Here is a 19,285-nt window from a genome sequence, read left to right on the forward strand (position 1 = left end):
CGCGCGATCAGGGGAAAAGCGCGGCGACATTTTCGGGCGGGCGGCCGATCACGGCACGCCCGTTTCTCACGACGATCGGTCGTTGCAACAGAATCGGATGCTTCGCCAATGCTTCATAGAGCTGGGCGTCAGTCAGCGACGGGTCGGCGAGATTGAGTTCTTTATATTCGGCCTCGGTGTCGCGGATCATTTCGCGGACCGGACAGCCAAGTTGAGCATTGAGATTCTTGAGCTCTGCGACGGTCAGCGGCCTCTTCAGATATTCGACGATTTCCGTCGCTTCATTTGCGGAGTTGTAGGTGTTCGCGACGAGTTCGCAGGTGGCGCGCGATTTGGAGCAGCGTGGGTTGTGGTAGATGGTGATCATGGCTTGGTTCAGGGCTTGCGCCGTTGAAGGTTGCTGTGACGGTTAGACGGGTTCGGGAATTTTAGCGGGTGACTTGGTGGCGTGGCGGGGGATGATTGCGCGGCATGCGCGTTGTTCGAACGAACGATGGGGTGGGTCGGTTTATGCGCATAAACCGATGCGCTCTTCCGGGGTGAGTCGGTATCGTTTAACGCTTGCAGCGTGAGCTCTCGTCACTCCTCTGACCCGCTTACGCGGGCGCGATACAAACGACGACCTATATGCCATTGCTGATGAACCGCCTGCGGCACGTTGGCCGCTCCTGCCAAGTTCGGGGAGGAGCGGCGTCGGACGAATCCATGGCGAATGCTCCCCTGCAGGCCAATTTCCACGCGAGCTTTATGCGCATAAAGTCTGCGGCCCCTTGGTCGCTCTGATGCGCGCGTTCCTTCTCAGCGAGATCAACTCGAGAATCACGCGACCAGTCGCCCGCGACTGAGCACGCAGTACTTGAGCGCTCATTCCTTTCCTCCCGTCCCCTCCGAGGGATAGCGATCAGCAACGCTTAGCCTCAGTCCGCGCTCTTATAGAGCCGTAAGCCCTCGAGCACACCCTTGATGCCTCTTTATGCGCATAAACCCTCTGCCGAATGGCCTATTTCCGAATTTCGCTTACTCAAATCATTTGAAATAGCAATTCAACCAGGTAAAATCCATTTGCGTCTAAAAAGAGGAGGTGAAATTTGGCGGCAGAAATCATCGCGGTAACACAGCAGAAGGGCGGGGTCGGGAAGAGCACCATCGCGATGCATCTCGGCGCTGCATTTCACGAGAAAGGCAAACGCGTTCTCGTCGTCGACGCGGATGGCCAAAACACTCTGATCCACTGGGCGAGCGCTGCGTCCGACGGCGACATCGGTATTCCATTCGCCGTCGTCAACCTGTCCGAAGCAGGCAGCCAGATCCATCGCGAGATCAAGAAGTTCGTGGCTGACTACGACATCATCGTCGTCGACTGCCCGCCCTCCATTACCGAAAAAGTCTCCGGCGTCGTACTGCTTGCAGCGAGCGTCGCGGTGATCCCAACTTCGTCGTCCCCCGCCGACTACTGGTCGAGCATCGGCCTCGTCAAACTGGTTCAGCAGGCGCAGGTCATGAACGAAGACCTGCGTGCCGTGTTCCTGCTCAACAAGACAGAAGAGAAACGGATGCTGACGCGCGAACTGAAGCGCGCGCTCGAAGAACTCGGCTTCCCTCTCCTCAAGACCCAGATTCCCACGCGCGAAGCCTACAAGCAGGCAATGGCGTTGGGGCAAACGGTGCTTCAGATGAACGATCGCGGCGCCAAGCTCGCCGCGCTCGAAGTACGGGCGTGCGCCAACGAGATCGCCGCCTTGCTCCCGTGAATTTATGCGCATAAAGGACCCTGAATGAAACCGTCCCAATTCGCCAAAGGCTTTCAAGCACGTCCTGACACGACCAGCAGCGAAAAGCGCACAGCGCTCGACCGTCTGAATGCGATCGACGGCTTGGTTAAAAATGACGCGAAAAACTCCACGATCGCCGGGCGTCCGATTCCGGCCGTCGTACCGTCGCGTCTGCAGGATGCCGAGATCCCTGATCCGGATAACGAATCGGCGGCCTACCGCGCATGGCGGCTCGAGCACGGTTATCGTCCCGGCCAGGTCATCGAACTGGCGCTCAAGACCATCAAGCCGAGCCCGTTCAATCCACGGTATTTCTATGTGAAGTCGTCGATTGCGGAGCTTGCCGTCAATCTGGCGAAGCAGGGACAGCAGCAGGCGATTCACGTCATTCCCGACTACGACAACCCTGGCACCTACTTCGTCAGTGACGGCGGCCGACGCGTGCGCGCGCTGAAAGAAGCGAACAAGGAGTCGGTGAAGGCGATCGTCATCGATCTGCCAATCGGCATCCAGAGCTACAAGCTCGGCTACGACCTCAACGTGCAGCGTGACTCGCAGACCGTGTTCGACAACGCGATCGTGTGGCGACGCTTTCTCGACGAGCGCCATTTCCAGAGCCAGAAGGAACTGGCCGAACATCTCGGGCTCGACGAATCGACGGTGGCAGTCGCGCTGTCCATCGCCAAGCTGCCGGAAACCGTGATGCAGGAGATGGTCGCGCGCCCTGACCGCTTCGGCTCGAACATGGCGTATCAGGTCGGCCGCTATCACACCGCTCGCGGCGCGGACGCGACGCTGCGACTGATCAACCGGATCCTTTCCGACGATCTGAGCACACGACAGGTCGCCGACATCGTCAAAGGGCGCGCGACCGCGCAGGAAAGCGCCAAACCGGCGGGCCGGCAGCGCTATGCGCAACGTCTGGAAATCAAGCTTGGTGGTGTGTCGGTCGGCGATCTGAAGTCATATGGGGACGACCGACTCGAGTTGCGCCTGAAAGGCCTCACGCGTGAAAAGCGTGACGACATCCTGCGGCAGATTGAGAAGATGCTGAAGTAAGACGTGAGAGGCGGTGCGCCCGCACCGCCCCTTTCCTTTCAAAGGCCGTTTCGACCCATCAGGCCGCGCGCGACTGGTTAAGGGTGAAGGCGAGCAGATCGCCATCGGTAGGTTCGCCCCAGGTCCTGCGCGCGAGCCAGTCGAAGAACGCCGTTTCCACGATCTTCGAATCGAGCCCGCGACGCCGCCAGTCGTCGCGCATGTGCGTGCCGAGCCCCGGCAATTCTTCTTCCTCGAACGACTGCCGCGCGATATCGCGCTCCGACTCGCCCTGTTCGTTGTACAACTCGTAGGCCTGCTTGCGACGGTAAGCCGAGTATTCGCCGAGCAGACGCGCCTTCAGATCGTCGGCCGGCGACGCCACCGACTTGCTGGTGCCGCCACTTGCCGGCAGCGCCTCGACCGGCGGCGCATAGCCCTTCTTCAACGCATCCTTGAACAGCGCCGGCGCGCTACGCACCGGCGGCAGCGACGTACTGCGCATCCGCTGCTCGGTCATCTGCAACGCGGCGCGGATCCGGTTCTCTTCGCTGTCCGCGTAAAGCGTCTGCGCTTCCTTCAGCGGAATGCCGATCTTCACCATCCGGTCGACCAACGTGCTGTCGAACACGTTCGGATGTTCGTCGAGCGCGAGCATCGGCTGCTTGCGCTCGGTCACGCGGAACTGGATTTCGGCGACGCGCCGACCCTCGCGATGCTCGATCAGCTCGACAAAAATGTTCGTGACCGCGTTGACCTCGGCGATGGCCGGGCGCAGATAGTCGCGCTTGAAATACTTGTACTCGCGCTTCGCCTCGTCGCCGGCTTCGGTATCCGGCGTGCCCGATAGAATCGGCCGCCACCATTCCCAGGTCTCGCGCATCGTCAGATGGCTCGGGTTGGTCAGGTAGCGCACGCAGATCTCGTAGAGCGCGAGGCCCGCGCTGCTGCGCAACTGGCTCTGGAACTGCAGACTCAGCCGCGCATACTGAACGGGATCGAGCAGTTTCTTCTTGATCTTCGGCGCGAACGAAAACTCGACCCAGACGCGACGCGTGGTCGGATCTTCGAGAATTTCCGCGTCCGCGATCAGCGTCGAAATACCCCATTTGCGGCCGGGCTTCTGACTCGAGGTGCCGGTGCTCCACTCGACCTGCACCGACACCATCCGGCGCAGGTGTTCCTTGACGAGCGCGGTGTCATTGGAATCGAAGGCGGAATTGGCGACGATGTCGGACAGCAGCGCCCGATAAGTGTCGCCCGATTCATCCGCTTGCTGGGCCACCGCGAGCAACACGTTAAAGAGCTTGCGCGTGAGCAACGTGATCTTGCCGCTCTTGGGCTGGATCGCGATTGCCTCGACGGCTTTGCGCAGCTCAGCCGAGCTCGGGCTGACAACATCGGTCTTTTTCGCGCGCTTCGTGGCCATGCGTCGGGGTGAGGGAGGGGATTTCGCGAGAGCATACCGGCTGTGGTGATACGCGTCTATAGCGTGCATCTCACCATTGCCGGTGAAGCGAGTTTACGAAGCGCACCTCACCTCGAGCAAGTCCCGAAAACCCTCACCTCAGCTGCGTGTCACCAGGATCGGACTATCCTTGCCGGTCGCGGCGTTTGCGAATCGGGCCCGTTTCGCTGCATACCGGAACGGGGAGCACTTGATCCCGAATCTTCTCACCTCAAAAATTTTCGCTGGTTTTTTCGGGACGTCATGTAAACGGACGATGTCTGGGCAGCCGAGGACTTCGTCGTGCGGCCTTGCGACGGTTTCGTCGATTCTCGCGGGCTGCCGGGCGACGCAAAATCCGGATCAATTGATGTAATCCGTGCCCGGTATCGGACTCGAAGCGCGGTGCAGACCAGCGCCAAGCGCTTCGTGAGCCTTACTGACAGTGCATCAGGCTTGCTATCGCCGGGCGCGACGTACGACTGCGTGGCGCCTCTACTGACGACTCACCCATCACCGCCGAGAACCCTGCCGCCGCTAACCACCGTTTGCGACTTTGAGCTTCGTCCGAGCTGCCGTAAAAGGGGAGGTCGAGCCGCACGCAAATCCTCACCACTCTGGTGCTCCCGAAAACTCTCACCGTAGCACCGCGGCACGGGACAACACGATACGCGTTTGGGCCGCGCCAGTACCGCATTTCCCCAATGTGACCTCCTGAAAAGCCTCACCTTTGTGGTTTCTGGAGGCCCAAACGCCCGTGTACTGAGACCTCCTGAAAACCCTCACCTTTGCTGCGGAAAAGGAAAAATTCCCATAATTTCAATGACTTGCGCCAACGCCTCCGAACGTTCGAGGGATGGGTACCCCGTAAAATCTCACCTTAAGCCGGCTTTTTCGCACCGCAGCACTTTTCACCGCCTTCCACGAGCTTCCCGAAAAACCTCACCTTTGTGGTCAGAGACCTGGTTCACCCACTCCCGCGAATCGCCATCCGGCGGGCATCTCCGGCCCACAGCCTTCATTTTGGTCCCGAATTTCCTCACCTTAACGCCGAGAACCCTGGCCAGAGCGTCCCGAAAAGTCTCACCTTTGGGGAAATCGCCGCCCAAACCAGCTCGCAGAGCTGGCTTATCAGCCGGCGCCCTGAATCCCCTCACCTTTCGAATCGCGAGCGATTCCAGCCAGGCAGTCTCTCGGGTAGTCGACGCATGACAATCCATCTTCGCTCCCGTAAATCCTCACCTCAGCCGTCTGGATGCTCAAAAACAAAGCAAAATTGGCCAGCGAGCCCCGAAAAATCTCACCTCCGTTTCGCGTTTTCTCCCGCCACGGCTCACCAAAGCGGTTAACCACGTTAGAAAAGTCCGGAAAAACCCCGCTCGCGAGCTTCCCGAAAACCCTCACCTCGGTGTCGCTCCAACCGAACGAGTACTTATGAGGGCTGTCGGGTGCTTCGCGGCCATGAAGTCCCGCAAAACCTCACCTTTGCCCGAACCCCACGTATACGGTGTTTCCTGAACCCGCTCACGTTCCGTCCCGGACCCGCTCACCGAACTCCCCGAACCTCATCACTCGAGTTTCCCGCAGACTCTCACCAAGTCTCCCGCAAAGCTTCACCTTGCCGGGCTGAAAGCCCCGCCAGACAAGGGTTTGCCGCGGCGTTAACGTTTTTAACAAGGGTTCAAAGGTGTTTACTTTTATTACTCTCAAGCCATGCACCCCGCGAGTCCCGTGAAACACGGGGCCTACAACCCACAGCCATTGGAGATCTATCGTGAAACACCGCGTGATCCCCGTAGAATCAAACAAAGCGCTTCTAATACAATGGCTTATTGGCTATTCTTCGTTTTGTTTCACGGAAAAAAATGGCACCGACGTGTTTACTTTCGCGATTTGCCTGAAAAACTCCGTCTGTAAACGCCAATCCGTTCGCCACTGATAAATCGGTAGCAAACACTACGTAAATTGTTATGATCCATCCAATTCGAGCCACATCGAGGTAAACATGAATCTGGATCAGGAGCGGCAATCCATTCGCAATGAGCTTGAATCAATGCGTGCGCAGGGCGTGCGCCGCCAGGATCTGTCACTGCATGCCTGCAAACGGCTCTTTTTCGATCTCGGCATCCGGCCATCGATGGCGGCCGTGCGCGATCTCACGCAAACCGGTAGCGCGAGCGACATCCCGAAAGACATCGATCATTTCTGGGAGCGCATCCGCCACGTTTCGCGGGTCAAAGTTGGCGCAGGCGCGATACCGAAGGCACTCGAAGATCGCGCCGGCGAACTGCTGGGCGCGCTATTCGAAGAAGCGGTCGTGCAGGCCAAAGCGTCGCTCGATGCCGAACGTGAAGAGATCCGCGCGCAGATCAGCGCGGCCGAACTTCGCGTACGCGACGCCGAGATTCGTCGGGATGCGGCCGACGAATCCATCAGGCGCAGCGAAGCGCGCGCCGAAGCCGCATGGGAGCGGGTTCGCGCGCTCGAAGCCCAGTTATCGAGCGCGACGACGCACGGCAGCGTTCATCTCGAAGGCATGCAGGCAACCACGCGCCGGCTCGACCAGGAAAACGAGGCGCTGCGGCAACGGCTCGAAAACGAGCAGGCCACCAATGCGGCGTTGCGCGACCGGATCGACGCGTTGCACGTCGAATTGCGGCAAAGCACCGAGCACTATGCGCAGCAGATCAAGGATGCGGTCGCCGAGGCGGAGCGGCGCGTCAAGCCGATGCTGGTCGAACTCGATTCGCTTCGCAGCATGGCCGCGACGTATCAGTCCGGCGTGCGCGACGCGAGCCGCAAGGAATTCGAGTTCATTCAGCAGATTGCCGCCGCCAAGGCGCGCGGCGACCGGCTCGACGCGCAGCTGCGCGAGCAGTCGGACGAAGTCGATGCGCTGACCAAAGAAGTCGCCGCCTTGCGTGGCCAGCAGGGCATCGATCCGGCCATCGCCGTGCTGCTTTGCTCACTGGTCACCGAGGGGCGGCTCACGAGCAAAGAGTTAAGCATGATCGGCACCGCGGCCGACGGCCACGTGACGCTGCCCGCGCGATGCCCGAAATGCGAGGAAGGTGAGCCGGAGCTGTCGCAGGTCGATCACCGTTTCGAATTGTTGTGCCCGGAATGCGAGCACTCTTCCGGCCTCGGCGAATCGCGGCTCGCGGCGGTAAACCAGTTTCTGTCGAACGATGCGTCCACCGCGCCGTCGTCCCGCTCCTTGCAGACGATCCGTTAACCAGAAACGGCCAATCCAACGGAAAAAACGTCAAAGGTGAGGAAATTCGGGAGCGTCACGGTGAGGTCTTTCAGGGATCGCCGGCTCCCGTTTTCCTCGTAAAACGCCCGTCACGCCGGGGCTCGGCCAACGGCGCCGCCGCCGGATCGGGCTCCTGTGCCGCGGGCGAATCCTGCTGATCCATCCAAGTTTGCCACGCGCGATACAGCCGGTTCGCGGACACCGCCTGCACGAAGCCGAGCCATTGACCGACCTGTTCGGCCTCCACTCCGCTTTCGAAAAAGTCTGCCGCAAACGTGTTGCGCAAGGTTTGCGGACTCGCGCGCGATTGGCGCGAGGCGGCAATTCCCGCTGCGTCGACGAGCGCATCCACCGCGCGCAGCATCGTGGCCTTGTGCATCGGCCTGCCGGAAGGCGACGCGGGAAACACGAGGTTGCCGGCCAACTCCGTTACCCGACGTTCGGCGAGCCAGGCGTCGAGAATCGCCGTTGCGAACGGCGCGAGACGTGTGCGCCGCGTCAGCATCGGATTCGGCGACTCGATCGTGACCCACGGCGAGCCCTCTCTCACGCAACTAACCGTAAGTGCTCCCGCTTCGCCCGTCTTCAGTCCTCCGCCCAGAAACACGGCGATCAGTGCGCGGTCGCGTCGCTCTCTCCAGCGCTGCGCGGTCGACAAGGCCGGCAACGGCGCGAACAATCGCGCGATCAACGCAGTGCGTTCCGCATGCGTGAGAAACCCGGTCGGCTCGTTGTCGCGAGCATTGCGCCACGCGGCTTGCCCATCCTGAGCAATGAAACGCGCCGGGTTGATCGACGCCGATTCGATCTCGCGCACGTGGTCGAGCACCCGCTCAATAAGCCGTAAATAGCGGACCCGTTGCGTTTTGCGAATCTCGAGGCTGGCGACGAATTCGGCGATCGCGGGCGTGTCGACCGTCGCGAGGTTTTGTTGCCGCGCGTCGAGCCAATCGAGAAACTGCCCCCACTGCGCCTGATAGACCAACGCCGAAGAGCGACGGAAATGCTGCTTCGCGAGCCACGCATCGAACGCGACCTGCGGGTCGCGACGCCAGTCTTCGCGTTGCTGATCGAACAGATCGGTAGACGGCGCGGGACGGGGAACGGGGTCGGACAGATGGGGAGGTGACATGGGCATTCCTTCGGTTAGTTGCACCGTTCGGTCCGCGTATTGTAGGCGCCCACCGCAGCACGGCCGACTTCGAGGAACGGATCACAATCCGAGCCATCCCGACCTGGCGCCACCATCAGCCGCCCCACGCCCTGGCGCGCTTCAAAGGCGCATCGACCGGCCGTGGCAGCGCCGCCCGGCGCGCGGCTTCCTCGTACGCATTGACGGCAAACGCAAAAACGGCGGGCAATGCATTGGACGTACCGAAATCCACGCCGTCATCCGTTTCGGGATAAGGCAGATCGGACGGGCGCTGGAACAGCCCGAGCATCAGCGCGTCGTGCCGGCTGGCAAAACCGAGATCGGCCAGCGCCTCGGCTTCGATGGCATGGAGCAGACGCCACGTGAGCGGCACCTGTTTGACGATGTAGCGCCCAGCGATGCTGCGCACGATATGTTCGAGATCGCGCGCGGCGGTCTGGTAGCGCAGTGCGGCGAGCGTTTGATCGGTAGGGTCGGTTTTCAGGTTGTTCATTCTCGGCTCCAATCGACACGTGATACTGTACAAACATACAGTATCAGGCGCAACCTGGCCGAACGGCCTAGCCGTGAATCACCACCAGCAGCGCTTTCGCCTCGCTCTTGCCGACGTTGCGGATCGCGTGCGGTTCATCCGCGACATAGCGCGCGGTGTCCGCGACCTTGAGCCGCTTCGTCGCGCCGGCCGCGTCGATTTCGATCGAGCCGTGCAGCACGGTCAAATGCTCGCGCGTGCCAGGCTCGTGCGCGTTCGACACCAGCGCCCCGCCAGGCTGCAGCGTCAGCTCGTACCACTCGAATTTGCCGGCCAGCTCGATGGGGCCCCACACACGCAACTGGTATTTCGCTTCATGACCGCTTAGCGTAGGAATATCGTGCGGTCCCGAAACGGCGATCGCCTCTGGCGACTTCGGCGGCGCAAACAGCGAATCCAGGCTCACGCCGAGCGCGTTGGTCAGCCGCCAGGCAACCGCGATCGTCGGATTGGCCTTGTCGCGCTCGATTTCCGACAGCATCGATTTCGACACGCCGGCCGCGCGCGACAGATCGTCGAGCGTCATGCGCCGCTCGGCGCGCAGCCGCTGAATCTGCTCGCCGACGCGCGGGGGCGCCGCAATCGCCGCATTCGGCGTTATTGCCGCGCTACCGGAGGTGGGCGCCGCAGTGGCCGCGGCGCGGCGTGTACCCGAACTTGCCATTTCCTGACCTATCGTTTAGAGTTGTTCGATATACCGGATTTTAGTTCGGAAAAACGAAAAAATCCGATAAAGCTGACAACCGACTATAACAGGCCGCCCTTCGCGCTCCCATGCGAACGCGGGCGCCGTCACCCTCAGGAGTCCCGTTCATGCGTGACCAATACCTTGCCCATCTGCGCGGCACCCTCGACCAGATCCGCGCCGACGGCTTCTACAAGAGCGAGCGCGTGATCGCGAGCCCGCAGTCGGCCGACGTACGTCTCGCCGACGGCAGCGATGTGCTGAACTTCTGCGCGAACAACTATCTAGGGCTCGCCGACGACGCGCGGCTGATCGAAGCCGCCAAGCAGGGCCTCGATAACGACGGCTTCGGCATGGCGTCGGTGCGCTTCATCTGCGGCACGCAAACCGTGCACAAGCAACTCGAGGCGGCGCTCGCCGCGTTCCTGCAAACCGACGACTGCATTCTCTATTCGAGCTGCTTCGACGCAAACGGCGGCCTGTTCGAAACGCTGCTCGACGAAAACGACGCGATCATCAGCGACGAGCTGAATCACGCGAGCATCATCGACGGCGTGCGGCTGTCGAAGGCGAAGCGCTTTCGCTACCGGAACAACGACCTCGCCGATCTCGAAGCGCGTCTGCAGGAAGCCGATGCGGCGGGCGCGCGCTTCAAGCTGATCGCGACCGACGGCGTGTTCTCGATGGACGGCATCATCGCGAACCTCGCCGGCATCTGCGACCTGGCCGACCGGTACGGCGCGCTGGTGATGGTCGACGATTCGCACGCGGTCGGCTTCATTGGCGAACACGGCCGCGGCACGCCCGAGCATTGCGGGGTGCTGGCGCGCGTCGACATCATTACCGGCACGCTCGGCAAGGCGCTCGGCGGCGCATCGGGCGGCTATGTCGCGGCGCGCAAGGAGATCGTCGAACTGCTGCGGCAGCGCTCGCGCCCATACCTGTTTTCGAACACGCTAACGCCGAGCATCGCCGCGGCGTCGCTCAAGGTACTCGAATTGCTCGCCAGTGATGAAGGCGCGCAACTGCGCGCACGCGTGCGCGAAAACGGCGCGCATTTCCGCCGCGCGATGAGCGCGCTCGGCTTCACGCTCGTACCGGGCGAACATCCGATCATTCCGGTGATGCTCGGCGACGCGCAGCTCGCCGGAAAAATGGCCGATGCGCTGCTCAAGCAAGGCGTCTACGTGATCGGTTTTTCGTTTCCGGTGGTGCCGCGAGGCCGCGCGCGCATCCGCACGCAGATGAGCGCCGCGCATACGCCGGAGCAGATCGATCGCGCTGTCGACGCATTCGCGCGAGTCGGCCGCGAACTCGGCGTGATCCAGGCATAGTCGCCGCGTGATTGGAACGGAGAAGCAGATGAAAGCATTGGCAAAACTCGAACGGGGGCCGGGCCTCACGCTGACCGACGTGAAGAAGCCCGAAGTCGGCCATAACGACGTGATGATCCGGATCACGCGCACCGCGATTTGCGGCACCGACATTCATATCTGGAAGTGGGACGACTGGGCGCAAAAGACGATTCCGGTGCCGATGCACGTCGGCCATGAATACGTCGGCGAAATCGTCGAGATGGGGCAGGAAGTGCGCGGCTTTGCGATCGGCGATCGCGTGTCGGGCGAAGGACACATCACCTGCGGATTCTGCCGCAACTGTCGCGCGGGGCGCCGGCATTTGTGCCGCAACACCATCGGCGTCGGTGTGAATCGCGAGGGCGCGTTCGCCGAATACCTGGTGATTCCGGCCTTCAACGCGTTCAAGATTCCGCCCGAAATCTCCGACGATCTGGCCGCGATCTTCGATCCGTTCGGCAACGCGACGCATACGGCGCTGTCGTTCAACCTCGTCGGCGAGGACGTGCTGATTACCGGCGCGGGGCCGATCGGCATCATGGCGGTCGCGATCGCGAAGCACGTCGGCGCGCGCAACGTCGTGATCACCGACGTCAACGACTATCGCCTCGACCTCGCGCGCAAGATGGGCGCGACGCGCGCGGTGAACGTGTCGCGCGAATCGTTGCGCGACGTGATGCACGATCTGCACATGGCCGAGGGCTTCGACGTCGGCCTCGAAATGTCGGGCGTGCCGAGCGCGTTTACCGACATGCTCGAAGCGATGAACCACGGCGGCAAGATCGCGCTGCTCGGCATTCCGCCCGCGCAAACCGCGATCGACTGGACCCAGGTGATCTTCAAGGGCCTCGAAATCAAGGGCATCTATGGGCGAGAGATGTTCGAGACCTGGTACAAGATGGTCGCAATGCTGCAAAGCGGCCTCGATCTTTCGCCGATCCTCACGCACCATTTCAAGGTCGACGACTATCAGGAAGCCTTCGCGACGATGCTCTCCGGCGAGAGCGGCAAGGTGATTCTTGACTGGACCGCTGCCTGAGCCGGCGCCTCACCGTCTGAACGACAACGCCCGCAGCGCGCTTACGCGCCTGCGGGCGTTTTCACGAACTCGGCCTGGATGCGCACGTGAACATCGTCGCCGACGGCCGGATACCAGGTCGTCAGACCGAACTTCGCGCGGCTGAAATGACCGTCGGCGGAAAAACCGAGCGTGTCTTTCTTGGTCAGCGGATCGGGCGCGAAGCCGTTGAACGTGACGTCGAGCGTGACCGGCTGCGTGACGCCGCGGATCGTCAGGTCGCCGCTCAGCGTGCCGCGAGCTTCGCCGGTGCGCTCGAAACGGGTGCTCGCAAAGCGGATCTGCGGATAGCGCGCGACGTCGAGCATGCTGTCGCTTTTCACCATCTTGTCGAGCAGCGGCACGTTCGTGTCGATGCTCGCGGCGTCGATCGCGACCGACGCCGAACTGCGGTCCAGTCCGCCGTCGTTCCAGTCGAGTTCCCCCTGCTTGCGATTGAAACGCATCGTAAAGCGCGTGTATTTGAAGTGGTCGATATCGAACGTGATGCTCGTATGGTCCTGATCGACGTCGTAGCGCCCTGGCGGCACGCGCGCCTCGTTCTGACTGACCGAATGCGTGAGGACCTGGATCGGCGTGCAGGCCATCGCGCCCAGCAGCGTTGCGCCGAGAAGCGCGCGTAGCCATGCGGTGCGAACGGAGGATGGTTTCATCGAAGCGCTTCCGGTTGAGCAGTGGTCAAGCGATCTCCATCAAGATAGCAGCAAGCGTACCCTTCGCGCGGAAGCGCGAAGAAAAACTTGACGACGGAGAATGATCGTTCTACCTTTTGCCGATGACACACGATACGAATCCGACTGCCCAAAACGACGCGGCCCAGCCCGGCACGGCGCGCGAACGCCTGCTCGATGCGGCCGAGGCGCTCATTTACGCCGGCGGCATCCATGCGACAGGCGTCGATGCGATCGTGCGGCAGTCCGGCACCGCGCGCAAAAGCTTCTACACGCATTTCGAATCGAAAGACGCGCTGATCACGGCCGCGCTCGAACGGCGCGATGAACGCTGGATGAACTGGTTCATCGCCGGCACGCAACAGCGCGGCAAGGGGGCGCGCAAACGCCTGCTCGGCATGTTCGACGTGCTGCGCGAGTGGTTCGCATCGGCTGATTTTCATGGCTGCGCGTTTCTGAACGCGGCCGGCGAAATCGAATCGGCTGACGATCCGATCCGCGTCGTCGCGCGCAAACACAAAGCACGTCTGCTCGATTTCGTGCGCGCCGAATGCGACGCGTTCGCGGCGCAAGCGCAAATCGACGCGCGGCGCGCAGCACCCCTCGCGCGGCAATGGCTCGTGCTGCTCGACGGCGCGATCGCGGTGGCGCTCGTCGGCGGCGAAGCCGCTGCGGCGCTCGACGCGCAGGCGATCGGCAAGACCTTGCTCGACGCGGCAGCCAAATCCGCCGCATTCAAACGGCCGCCATCCCGGCGCACCGCACAACCTGACTGAGGAACCATCATGGCCGATACGATCGAAACCCGCCCGCCGCTGCCGCCGTTCACGCGCGACACCGCGATCCAGAAAGTGCGCGCCGCGGAAGACGCGTGGAACACGCGCGAACCCGAGAGCGTCTCGCTCGCGTACACGGCGGATAGCGTGTGGCGTAACCGCGCCGAATTCGTGCATGGCCGCGCGGAGATCGTCGGCTTTCTGCGCCGCAAGTGGGCGAAGGAGCTCGACTATCGGCTGATCAAGGAACTGTGGTCGTTCACCGACAACCGCATCGCGGTGCGCTTCGCGTACGAATGGCATGACGATTCGAACAACTGGTTCCGCTCATACGGCAACGAGAACTGGGAGTTCAACGAGCATGGTCTGATGGCGCGTCGTCACGCAAGCATCAATGACCTGCCGATCCGCGAAGCCGACCGGTTGTATCGCTGGCCGCTCGGCCGGCGGCCCGACGATCACCCCAGCCTGTCCGATCTCGGTCTGTAGAGGTTCCGAGCACGTTCATCGCCGACGGCGCGCGCGCTGCGCGCCGCGAACTTCTTCACCGCGTGTTCATCAGGACGCCATCGGTTCTCCGTTATCGTGGCGGTTCCTGCTGCGGGGCACGTCGCGTGCCCGGCCGGGCCGAGCGAGTCCTAAACATTGGGCGCGCCTTCAGGTACAGTGCGCGTCGGGCGGCACGCGGATCGCCAGAACACGATGACACCGGCGCTCGACCGGTGACGGAGAAGAAATGCACTTCAGGCAGATGAACAAGAATATCCGGCGCGCCGCGGTGGCGCTTTTCGCAAGCTTCGCGGCGGTCTCCACGGCACACGCGAGCTGGTGTGACGGGGGTGTATGGGTCGACGCAATGCTCGGCTCGTATCACATCAATCCCGATCCCGATACGCACTTCGAGCAGTTCAACCCCGGGCTTGGCGTCGAATGCTGGCTGAACAACCAGTGGGCGCTCACGGCCGGGGGCTTTCGCAACTCGCTGCGTCGGCCGTCCTACTATGGCGGCGCCGTGTGGGCGCCGGAGTTCGCGCATTGGGGCATCGTGCGGATCGCGGCGATCGGCGGGATCATCTCCGGCTATAACTACGGCAACTGGGGTCTCGGCAGCAATCACACGATCGGCCCGGTGGTCGCGCCGATCGTGATGCTCGAATACAAGCGCGTCGGTGCAAACTTCATCGTCGTTCCACCGATCCCCTCTGATAATCTGCCCTTTACGATTGGTTTTCAGGTGAAGGTGAAGTTCTGACGGAGTGGTAAGCAATGAGGGCGATGGCTCTAAGGTGAGGTTTTTCGGGAGCCAAACGCTCCCGCTTCATCCGGATTGAGCCATTGCGGCGGGCGCGAGGCCGGGAATGCAGCGACGATCTCCTGGAATTCCTCACCTTTGCGAACCCGCGTCGTTCTCCTGACTCCTGGAAATCCTCACCATCCTGGAAGATCTCACCTTGGCAGGCTCGCTTCGACTTTTTGCCCTGCATTCCAGCCTACATTTCTCGCACTGGGCGCTGACGCGCTCCGCGCTGGCTGCTCCGAAACGCCGTTATTCGCCACAACGCTGAAGCCAGCGAAGCACGTTGTGCGCGCTTCGACGCGCCTCTTCCCCATCGCCGTTCCGACGCACACCGCGTGAGCTGTCGCACATCCCGCCCATCGTTCCCGTAAATCCTCACCGTAGTGCGACCTCCTGGAACTCCTCACCGGTCGCGCGACCGCGTTTATCGCCGCTCAAATCGTGCAGCCATGTCGTCCCGACGTGATGCCGGGACACGCCGGGCAATTTAGCTGCACTGATACCTGCCCTGCTTTTCGGCTAATTTGACGCGACCATCTGCCGCCTTGACACTGCATAGCGTGCGAAGCCTTTTCTGAAAGGCCGCAACCCCCCAATTCAGATGCGAGCAGACATGTCTTCCTCCCCGATCGCGGCCGGGCCCGCCACGGCAGAGTCGGATCGCGCACTCAGGAAAATCATCATTGCGTCGGTGGCCGGCAACGCGATGGAGTGGTACGACTTTTTGTGTACGGCACCGCGGCCGCGCTCGTACTCGGGCAACTGTTCTTTCCCGCCCACGCGGACCCGCTGATCGGCACAATCGGGGCGTTTGCCGCATTTGCGATCGGTTTCGTCGCGCGTCCGCTGGGCGGCATCGTGTTTGGGCATATCGGCGATCGCTATGGACGCCGTGCGTCGCTCGTCTGGACGCTGCTGATCATGGGCTTTGCGACCTTCGGCATCGGGCTGTTGCCGACCTATGAGCACATCGGCCTGGCCGCTCCCGCGGCGCTCGCGGGATTGCGCCTGCTGCAAGGCATTGCATCGGGCGGCGAATGGGGCGGTGGCGTGCTGATGATCAGCGAGAACGCTCCGCCCGAAAAACGCGGCTATTTCGCGGCGTGGAGCCAACTCGGCGTGGGCGGCGGCAGTTTTTCCTGCACGTCGAAGCCGCTCACCTCCGGCATGCGGACGTCGAGCACGAGACAGCCGGGCACGTTGACGTCGAAGGCGCGCAGGAAATCCGCCGCGCTGACGAAGCCCTGCGACTGGATGCCGACCGATTCGAGCAGCCACGCGAGCGAGGTGCGCATGCCGTTGTCGTCGTCGACGATATAGACGATGGGGCGGCATCGGTGACGGGAGGGCGGTCGCTTCGCGGCATTGGAATGGGCAGGCGTGTGCGTGGAAATCGCACGCGGGAATGATCGTCAGAGGGCTTTCATGATAACGGGCCGACAAGCGGCCGCAAAACCTCGCCAACACTACCGATTCATCCTGCGATGACTGGCAAACGAACACAGGTGACTTCAACATGTCGAGCCAAGCAATACAGGCTGATGCCGGGATCGATCAAAACCGCCAGCAGTTCAGACAGGCGATGGCGCACCTCGGCGCGGCGGTCAACGTGATTACCACGGCGGGTGCTCACGGCTGCTGCGGCATCCCGGCGAGCGCGGTGTGCTCGGTCACCGATACGCCGCCGACGCTGCTGATCTGCCTGAACCGCTCGAGCGCGATGCACGCGGTGTTCGTCGGAAACCGTGATGTGTGTATCAACGTGCTGCCCGCGAGCCTCGAAAGTATCGCGCGTCACTTTGCGGGCATGACCAGTCTTTCGATGGAGGATCGCTTCAAGCTTCCCGTGTGGGATCAGGGCGAAAACGACGTGCCGGTGCTGCGCGGCGCGCTCGCGAGCTTGCAGGGGAAGATCGTCGAAGCGAAGGAAGTCGGCTGGCACTCGGTGATGTTCGTGAAGACCACGCAGATCCGCGTGCGTGCCGATGGCGACAGTCTGATTTACTTCGACCGAGATTTTCACCGGGTGCCGAGGGCGTGGAAGGGGCAATGAGTTTTTCGAAGCGCTGCCGGACCGCTCAGGCTCCGGCAGCTCTTGAGTTGTCGCTCCGGACGTGGCTCCCGTAAAACCTCACCATTGCCCGGACCTCCTGGAACTACTCACCATTCGCACTACTTCAGCAACGCCATCTGCACAACCTTGACGATCACGAGCGCGATCGCGAGCAACAGATAGCCGCGCAGCACGCCCATCCATACGCGTTTGGCGAGCGTCAGACGCGGCGGCGGCAGTTCGTCGAGCGGCGGCATACGCCACGAGTTGCGCGCTTCTTTCGTATAGCCCGGAGCCGGCTCGGCCGCGGCGGATTCGCCGCGGAGTTTGCGAAGTCCGATGCTCGCCGCATACCCGACGACAGCGAGCAACGTGCCGCCCGCCAGTACTTCGATGATCGTTTCCGCCGCGATGTCCGGATATATTACCGACGCGGTCAGGATGATCGACAGCATCACGAGCACCCAGATCACCGAGCCGGTAAACAGGTTGAGCTTCTTCGAGTTGGCCCACGGACCGAGCACCGCGCGGTCGTTGCACAGCAGCAGCAGGAACACGGTCGCGCTCGGCAGCAGCACGCCGGCGAGCGTTTGCACCGCTTCGGTCAGGAGACCGAGCGGACTGCCCGGAATCAGCACCAATGCCGCGGCGGCTGCGACGATCGCGAAATACACGACGTAGAAGCCCTTCGCGTCCGACACGCTACGGTGCAGCGAATGGCGGATCTTGAACACGTCGCCGATCGCATAGGCGGTCGATAGCGACACGGCCGCCGCGCCGATCACGCACGCGTCGAACAGCGCGATCGCGAACAGCACCGCCGAGGTCCGTCCCGCGTATCTCTCGAGACCGGCGATCACACCGCCCGCGTCCGTGAAGTTGCCGAACCCGGGGCGGCCTTCGAACAGCGCCGCGCAGAACGAGATCATCGCGACCGCGCCGATCAGCACGAACACGATGCCGATCCACAGGTCGGCTTTCTCATAGTTCATGAAGCGCGGGGTGATGCGCTTGTCGACCACGTAGCTCTGCTGAAAGAACAGCTGCCACGGAGCGACCGTCGTTCCGACGATGCCGATCACGAGCAGCATCACGTCGGACAGCTTCGAATGCGCGGGCCAGTTCGGAATGAAGAAGTCGCGCGCGATCTGGCCGACCGGCGGATGAATCGACACGAGCACCGGCACCAGCAGCAGGCTCAACACGCACAGCGCGACCGCGAAACGTTCGAAGCGGCGGAAGTCGCCGGTGCTGACGGCGGCCATCGTCAGCGCCGCGGCGATGCACACGCCCGCGATCTTCGAGACGCCGAAGAAGTCGAGCACGAACGTGATGCCGATGAATTCCGTCACGATGGTCAGCGCGTTCAGCAGGAACAGATCGACGACGCTGAACGCGCCCCAGAACTTGCCGAAGCGCTCGAAAATAAGCCGCGCGTGGCCCACGCCCGTGACCGCGCCGAGCCGTAGCACCATCTCCTGATTGACGAACAGCACTGGAACCAGCAACAGCATGGTCCACAGCAATGTGGTGCCGTAGTTCTGGCCTGCCTGCGTGTAGATGCCGAATGCGCCCGCGTCGTTGTCGCCGACCATCACGATCAGACCGGGGCCGAGGATCGCGAGCAGCGTGCGCAGGCGCGCCCACCAACTGGTGCGCGGCGCGATGTCATGGTGAGCGATCGTGCCGAGCGCGCCCTTGATATCGCCTACGTGTGCCGAATCGAGCACGGCGCTGCGCGCGGAGGAAAAGTTCGTCGGAGTAGACATGTCGTTCTCTCCTGGTTGTATTTGTCGGAGGCCGGATCGCGAAACGCTATGCCACGCGCGACATCACGCGACGGCAGAAGGCGATAAACGGACGCGATTCGCGCGGGTGCAACACGAGCAGAGCGTCGTAAAACGCGCGCGATTCCTGTACGCGCGGGAACTTCGAAAGAAGCAGGCCGAATTGCATTGGGTATCTCCGTGCGCCGGTTTCGACGCGCTGGTGGAAAGCCAGCAGACACGGAGGCCGCGTATGTCCGGGCGCGGCGGTGGAGGTCTACTTGCTTTCCTCAGTTAATAGAACAGGGAAGCGGCATAAGGGATAACTGTCACTGCCGGGCATGGCGACTCCTTGTTGGTGTGAGGCGTGTATGAGCGATTGATACGTTCGCTACGCACGTTGCTA

At 62.2% G+C, this 19,285-nt stretch carries 16 protein-coding genes and 2 pseudogenes; 10 read left to right on the forward strand and 8 right to left on the reverse strand.

Annotated elements, in window-relative coordinates:
- Positions 1-7: 7 nt before the first annotated feature.
- On the reverse strand, positions 8-367 hold the full coding sequence (gene arsC / locus AB3X89_RS11995; RefSeq protein ID WP_368583461.1) for an arsenate reductase (glutaredoxin): 360 nt from the start codon (positions 365-367) through the stop codon (positions 8-10).
- Between the two features lie 721 nt (positions 368-1,088).
- On the opposite strand from arsC, the gene parA reads away from it, so the two are divergent.
- Both parA and AB3X89_RS12005 read left to right on the forward strand, forming a co-directional pair.
- On the forward strand, positions 1,089-1,751 hold the full coding sequence (gene parA, locus AB3X89_RS12000) for a ParA family partition ATPase (protein WP_013092840.1): 663 nt from the start codon (positions 1,089-1,091) through the stop codon (positions 1,749-1,751).
- Between the two features lie 24 nt (positions 1,752-1,775).
- A complete protein-coding gene (locus AB3X89_RS12005; RefSeq protein WP_368583462.1) occupies positions 1,776-2,831 on the forward strand; it encodes a ParB/RepB/Spo0J family partition protein in 1,056 nt (351 codons plus the stop codon).
- A 58-nt stretch (positions 2,832-2,889) separates the two neighbouring features.
- On the opposite strand, the gene AB3X89_RS12010 is transcribed toward AB3X89_RS12005, so the two are convergent.
- Positions 2,890-4,239, reverse strand: coding sequence for a replication initiation protein (locus AB3X89_RS12010; RefSeq protein ID WP_368583463.1), 1,350 nt, complete (start codon positions 4,237-4,239; stop codon positions 2,890-2,892).
- Between the two features lie 2,023 nt (positions 4,240-6,262).
- On the opposite strand from AB3X89_RS12010, the gene AB3X89_RS12015 reads away from it, so the two are divergent.
- Positions 6,263-7,492, forward strand: a complete 1,230-nt coding sequence (locus AB3X89_RS12015; RefSeq protein WP_368583464.1) for a DNA-binding protein — start codon at positions 6,263-6,265, stop codon at positions 7,490-7,492.
- Between the two features lie 70 nt (positions 7,493-7,562).
- Here the strand turns inward: AB3X89_RS12015 and AB3X89_RS12020 are convergent, their stop codons facing one another.
- The 3 genes from AB3X89_RS12020 to AB3X89_RS12030 form a co-directional block, all read right to left on the reverse strand.
- On the reverse strand, positions 7,563-8,645 hold the full coding sequence (locus tag AB3X89_RS12020; protein WP_368583465.1) for a tyrosine-type recombinase/integrase: 1,083 nt from the start codon (positions 8,643-8,645) through the stop codon (positions 7,563-7,565).
- 115 nt (positions 8,646-8,760) lie between these two features.
- Positions 8,761-9,159 (reverse strand): DUF2471 family protein, encoded by a 399-nt coding sequence (locus AB3X89_RS12025; protein WP_368583466.1) that lies wholly within the window; start codon positions 9,157-9,159, stop codon positions 8,761-8,763.
- 67 nt (positions 9,160-9,226) lie between these two features.
- Positions 9,227-9,862: a helix-turn-helix domain-containing protein gene (locus tag AB3X89_RS12030; protein WP_368583467.1), complete on the reverse strand. Its 636-nt coding sequence runs from the start codon at positions 9,860-9,862 to the stop codon at positions 9,227-9,229.
- 149 nt (positions 9,863-10,011) lie between these two features.
- Here AB3X89_RS12030 and AB3X89_RS12035 point away from each other — a divergent pair, with 149 nt between their 5' ends.
- Positions 10,012-11,217 carry a glycine C-acetyltransferase gene (locus AB3X89_RS12035; RefSeq protein ID WP_368583468.1) on the forward strand — a complete coding sequence of 402 codons (1,206 nt, stop codon included), beginning with the start codon at positions 10,012-10,014 and terminating at the stop codon, positions 11,215-11,217.
- A 28-nt stretch (positions 11,218-11,245) separates the two neighbouring features.
- On the forward strand, positions 11,246-12,277 hold the full coding sequence (tdh, locus tag AB3X89_RS12040; RefSeq protein WP_176378814.1) for an L-threonine 3-dehydrogenase: 1,032 nt from the start codon (positions 11,246-11,248) through the stop codon (positions 12,275-12,277).
- Positions 12,278-12,318: 41 nt separating this feature from the next.
- On the opposite strand, the gene AB3X89_RS12045 is transcribed toward tdh, so the two are convergent.
- A complete protein-coding gene (locus AB3X89_RS12045; protein ID WP_368583469.1) occupies positions 12,319-12,969 on the reverse strand; it encodes a YceI family protein in 651 nt (216 codons plus the stop codon).
- A gap of 122 nt (positions 12,970-13,091) precedes the next feature.
- Here AB3X89_RS12045 and AB3X89_RS12050 point away from each other — a divergent pair, with 122 nt between their 5' ends.
- The 4 genes and pseudogenes from AB3X89_RS12050 to AB3X89_RS12065 all read left to right on the forward strand — a co-directional run.
- Entirely contained in the window at positions 13,092-13,763 is a 672-nt protein-coding gene (locus tag AB3X89_RS12050) for a TetR/AcrR family transcriptional regulator (RefSeq protein WP_368583470.1), read from the forward strand.
- Positions 13,764-13,772: 9 nt separating this feature from the next.
- Positions 13,773-14,252, forward strand: coding sequence for a DUF1348 family protein (locus AB3X89_RS12055; protein ID WP_368583471.1), 480 nt, complete (start codon positions 13,773-13,775; stop codon positions 14,250-14,252).
- Between the two features lie 247 nt (positions 14,253-14,499).
- A complete protein-coding gene (locus AB3X89_RS12060) occupies positions 14,500-15,015 on the forward strand; it encodes a hypothetical protein (protein WP_152852699.1) in 516 nt (171 codons plus the stop codon).
- A gap of 658 nt (positions 15,016-15,673) precedes the next feature.
- Positions 15,674-16,191: pseudogene (locus tag AB3X89_RS12065) on the forward strand (MFS transporter); the annotation flags it as partial.
- Here AB3X89_RS12065 and AB3X89_RS12070 read toward each other — a convergent pair.
- A pseudogene (locus AB3X89_RS12070) lies at positions 16,191-16,355 on the reverse strand (DNA-binding response regulator); the annotation flags it as partial. The pseudogenes AB3X89_RS12065 and AB3X89_RS12070 overlap by 1 nt on opposite strands.
- Positions 16,356-16,576: 221 nt before the next feature.
- Here AB3X89_RS12070 and hpaC point away from each other — a divergent pair.
- Positions 16,577-17,113 (forward strand): 4-hydroxyphenylacetate 3-monooxygenase, reductase component, encoded by a 537-nt coding sequence (hpaC, locus tag AB3X89_RS12075; RefSeq protein WP_368583472.1) that lies wholly within the window; start codon positions 16,577-16,579, stop codon positions 17,111-17,113.
- Positions 17,114-17,232: 119 nt separating this feature from the next.
- On the opposite strand, the gene AB3X89_RS12080 is transcribed toward hpaC, so the two are convergent.
- Positions 17,233-18,882: an NRAMP family divalent metal transporter gene (locus AB3X89_RS12080; RefSeq protein ID WP_368583473.1), complete on the reverse strand. Its 1,650-nt coding sequence runs from the start codon at positions 18,880-18,882 to the stop codon at positions 17,233-17,235.
- Positions 18,883-19,285: the final 403 nt, after the last annotated feature.

The sequence above is a fragment of the Paraburkholderia sp. BR14320 genome (genome assembly GCF_040948665.1).
Classification (GTDB): Bacteria; Pseudomonadota; Gammaproteobacteria; order Burkholderiales; family Burkholderiaceae; genus Paraburkholderia; species Paraburkholderia youngii.

What these genes read in the sequence shown, in the direction of transcription:
- arsC (WP_368583461.1), bottom strand. Translation starts at nt 367, where the DNA reads ATGATCACCATCTACCACAACCCACGCTGCTCCAAATCGCGCGCCACC.
- AB3X89_RS12005 (WP_368583462.1), top strand. Translation starts at nt 1,776, where the DNA reads ATGAAACCGTCCCAATTCGCCAAAGGCTTTCAAGCACGTCCTGACACG.
- AB3X89_RS12010 (WP_368583463.1), bottom strand. Translation starts at nt 4,239, where the DNA reads ATGGCCACGAAGCGCGCGAAAAAGACCGATGTTGTCAGCCCGAGCTCG.
- AB3X89_RS12015 (WP_368583464.1), top strand. Translation starts at nt 6,263, where the DNA reads ATGAATCTGGATCAGGAGCGGCAATCCATTCGCAATGAGCTTGAATCA.
- AB3X89_RS12020 (WP_368583465.1), bottom strand. Translation starts at nt 8,645, where the DNA reads ATGTCACCTCCCCATCTGTCCGACCCCGTTCCCCGTCCCGCGCCGTCT.
- AB3X89_RS12025 (WP_368583466.1), bottom strand. Translation starts at nt 9,159, where the DNA reads ATGAACAACCTGAAAACCGACCCTACCGATCAAACGCTCGCCGCACTG.
- AB3X89_RS12030 (WP_368583467.1), bottom strand. Translation starts at nt 9,862, where the DNA reads ATGGCAAGTTCGGGTACACGCCGCGCCGCGGCCACTGCGGCGCCCACC.
- AB3X89_RS12035 (WP_368583468.1), top strand. Translation starts at nt 10,012, where the DNA reads ATGCGTGACCAATACCTTGCCCATCTGCGCGGCACCCTCGACCAGATC.
- tdh (WP_176378814.1), top strand. Translation starts at nt 11,246, where the DNA reads ATGAAAGCATTGGCAAAACTCGAACGGGGGCCGGGCCTCACGCTGACC.
- AB3X89_RS12045 (WP_368583469.1), bottom strand. Translation starts at nt 12,969, where the DNA reads ATGAAACCATCCTCCGTTCGCACCGCATGGCTACGCGCGCTTCTCGGC.
- AB3X89_RS12050 (WP_368583470.1), top strand. Translation starts at nt 13,092, where the DNA reads ATGACACACGATACGAATCCGACTGCCCAAAACGACGCGGCCCAGCCC.
- AB3X89_RS12055 (WP_368583471.1), top strand. Translation starts at nt 13,773, where the DNA reads ATGGCCGATACGATCGAAACCCGCCCGCCGCTGCCGCCGTTCACGCGC.
- AB3X89_RS12060 (WP_152852699.1), top strand. Translation starts at nt 14,500, where the DNA reads ATGCACTTCAGGCAGATGAACAAGAATATCCGGCGCGCCGCGGTGGCG.
- hpaC (WP_368583472.1), top strand. Translation starts at nt 16,577, where the DNA reads ATGTCGAGCCAAGCAATACAGGCTGATGCCGGGATCGATCAAAACCGC.
- AB3X89_RS12080 (WP_368583473.1), bottom strand. Translation starts at nt 18,882, where the DNA reads ATGTCTACTCCGACGAACTTTTCCTCCGCGCGCAGCGCCGTGCTCGAT.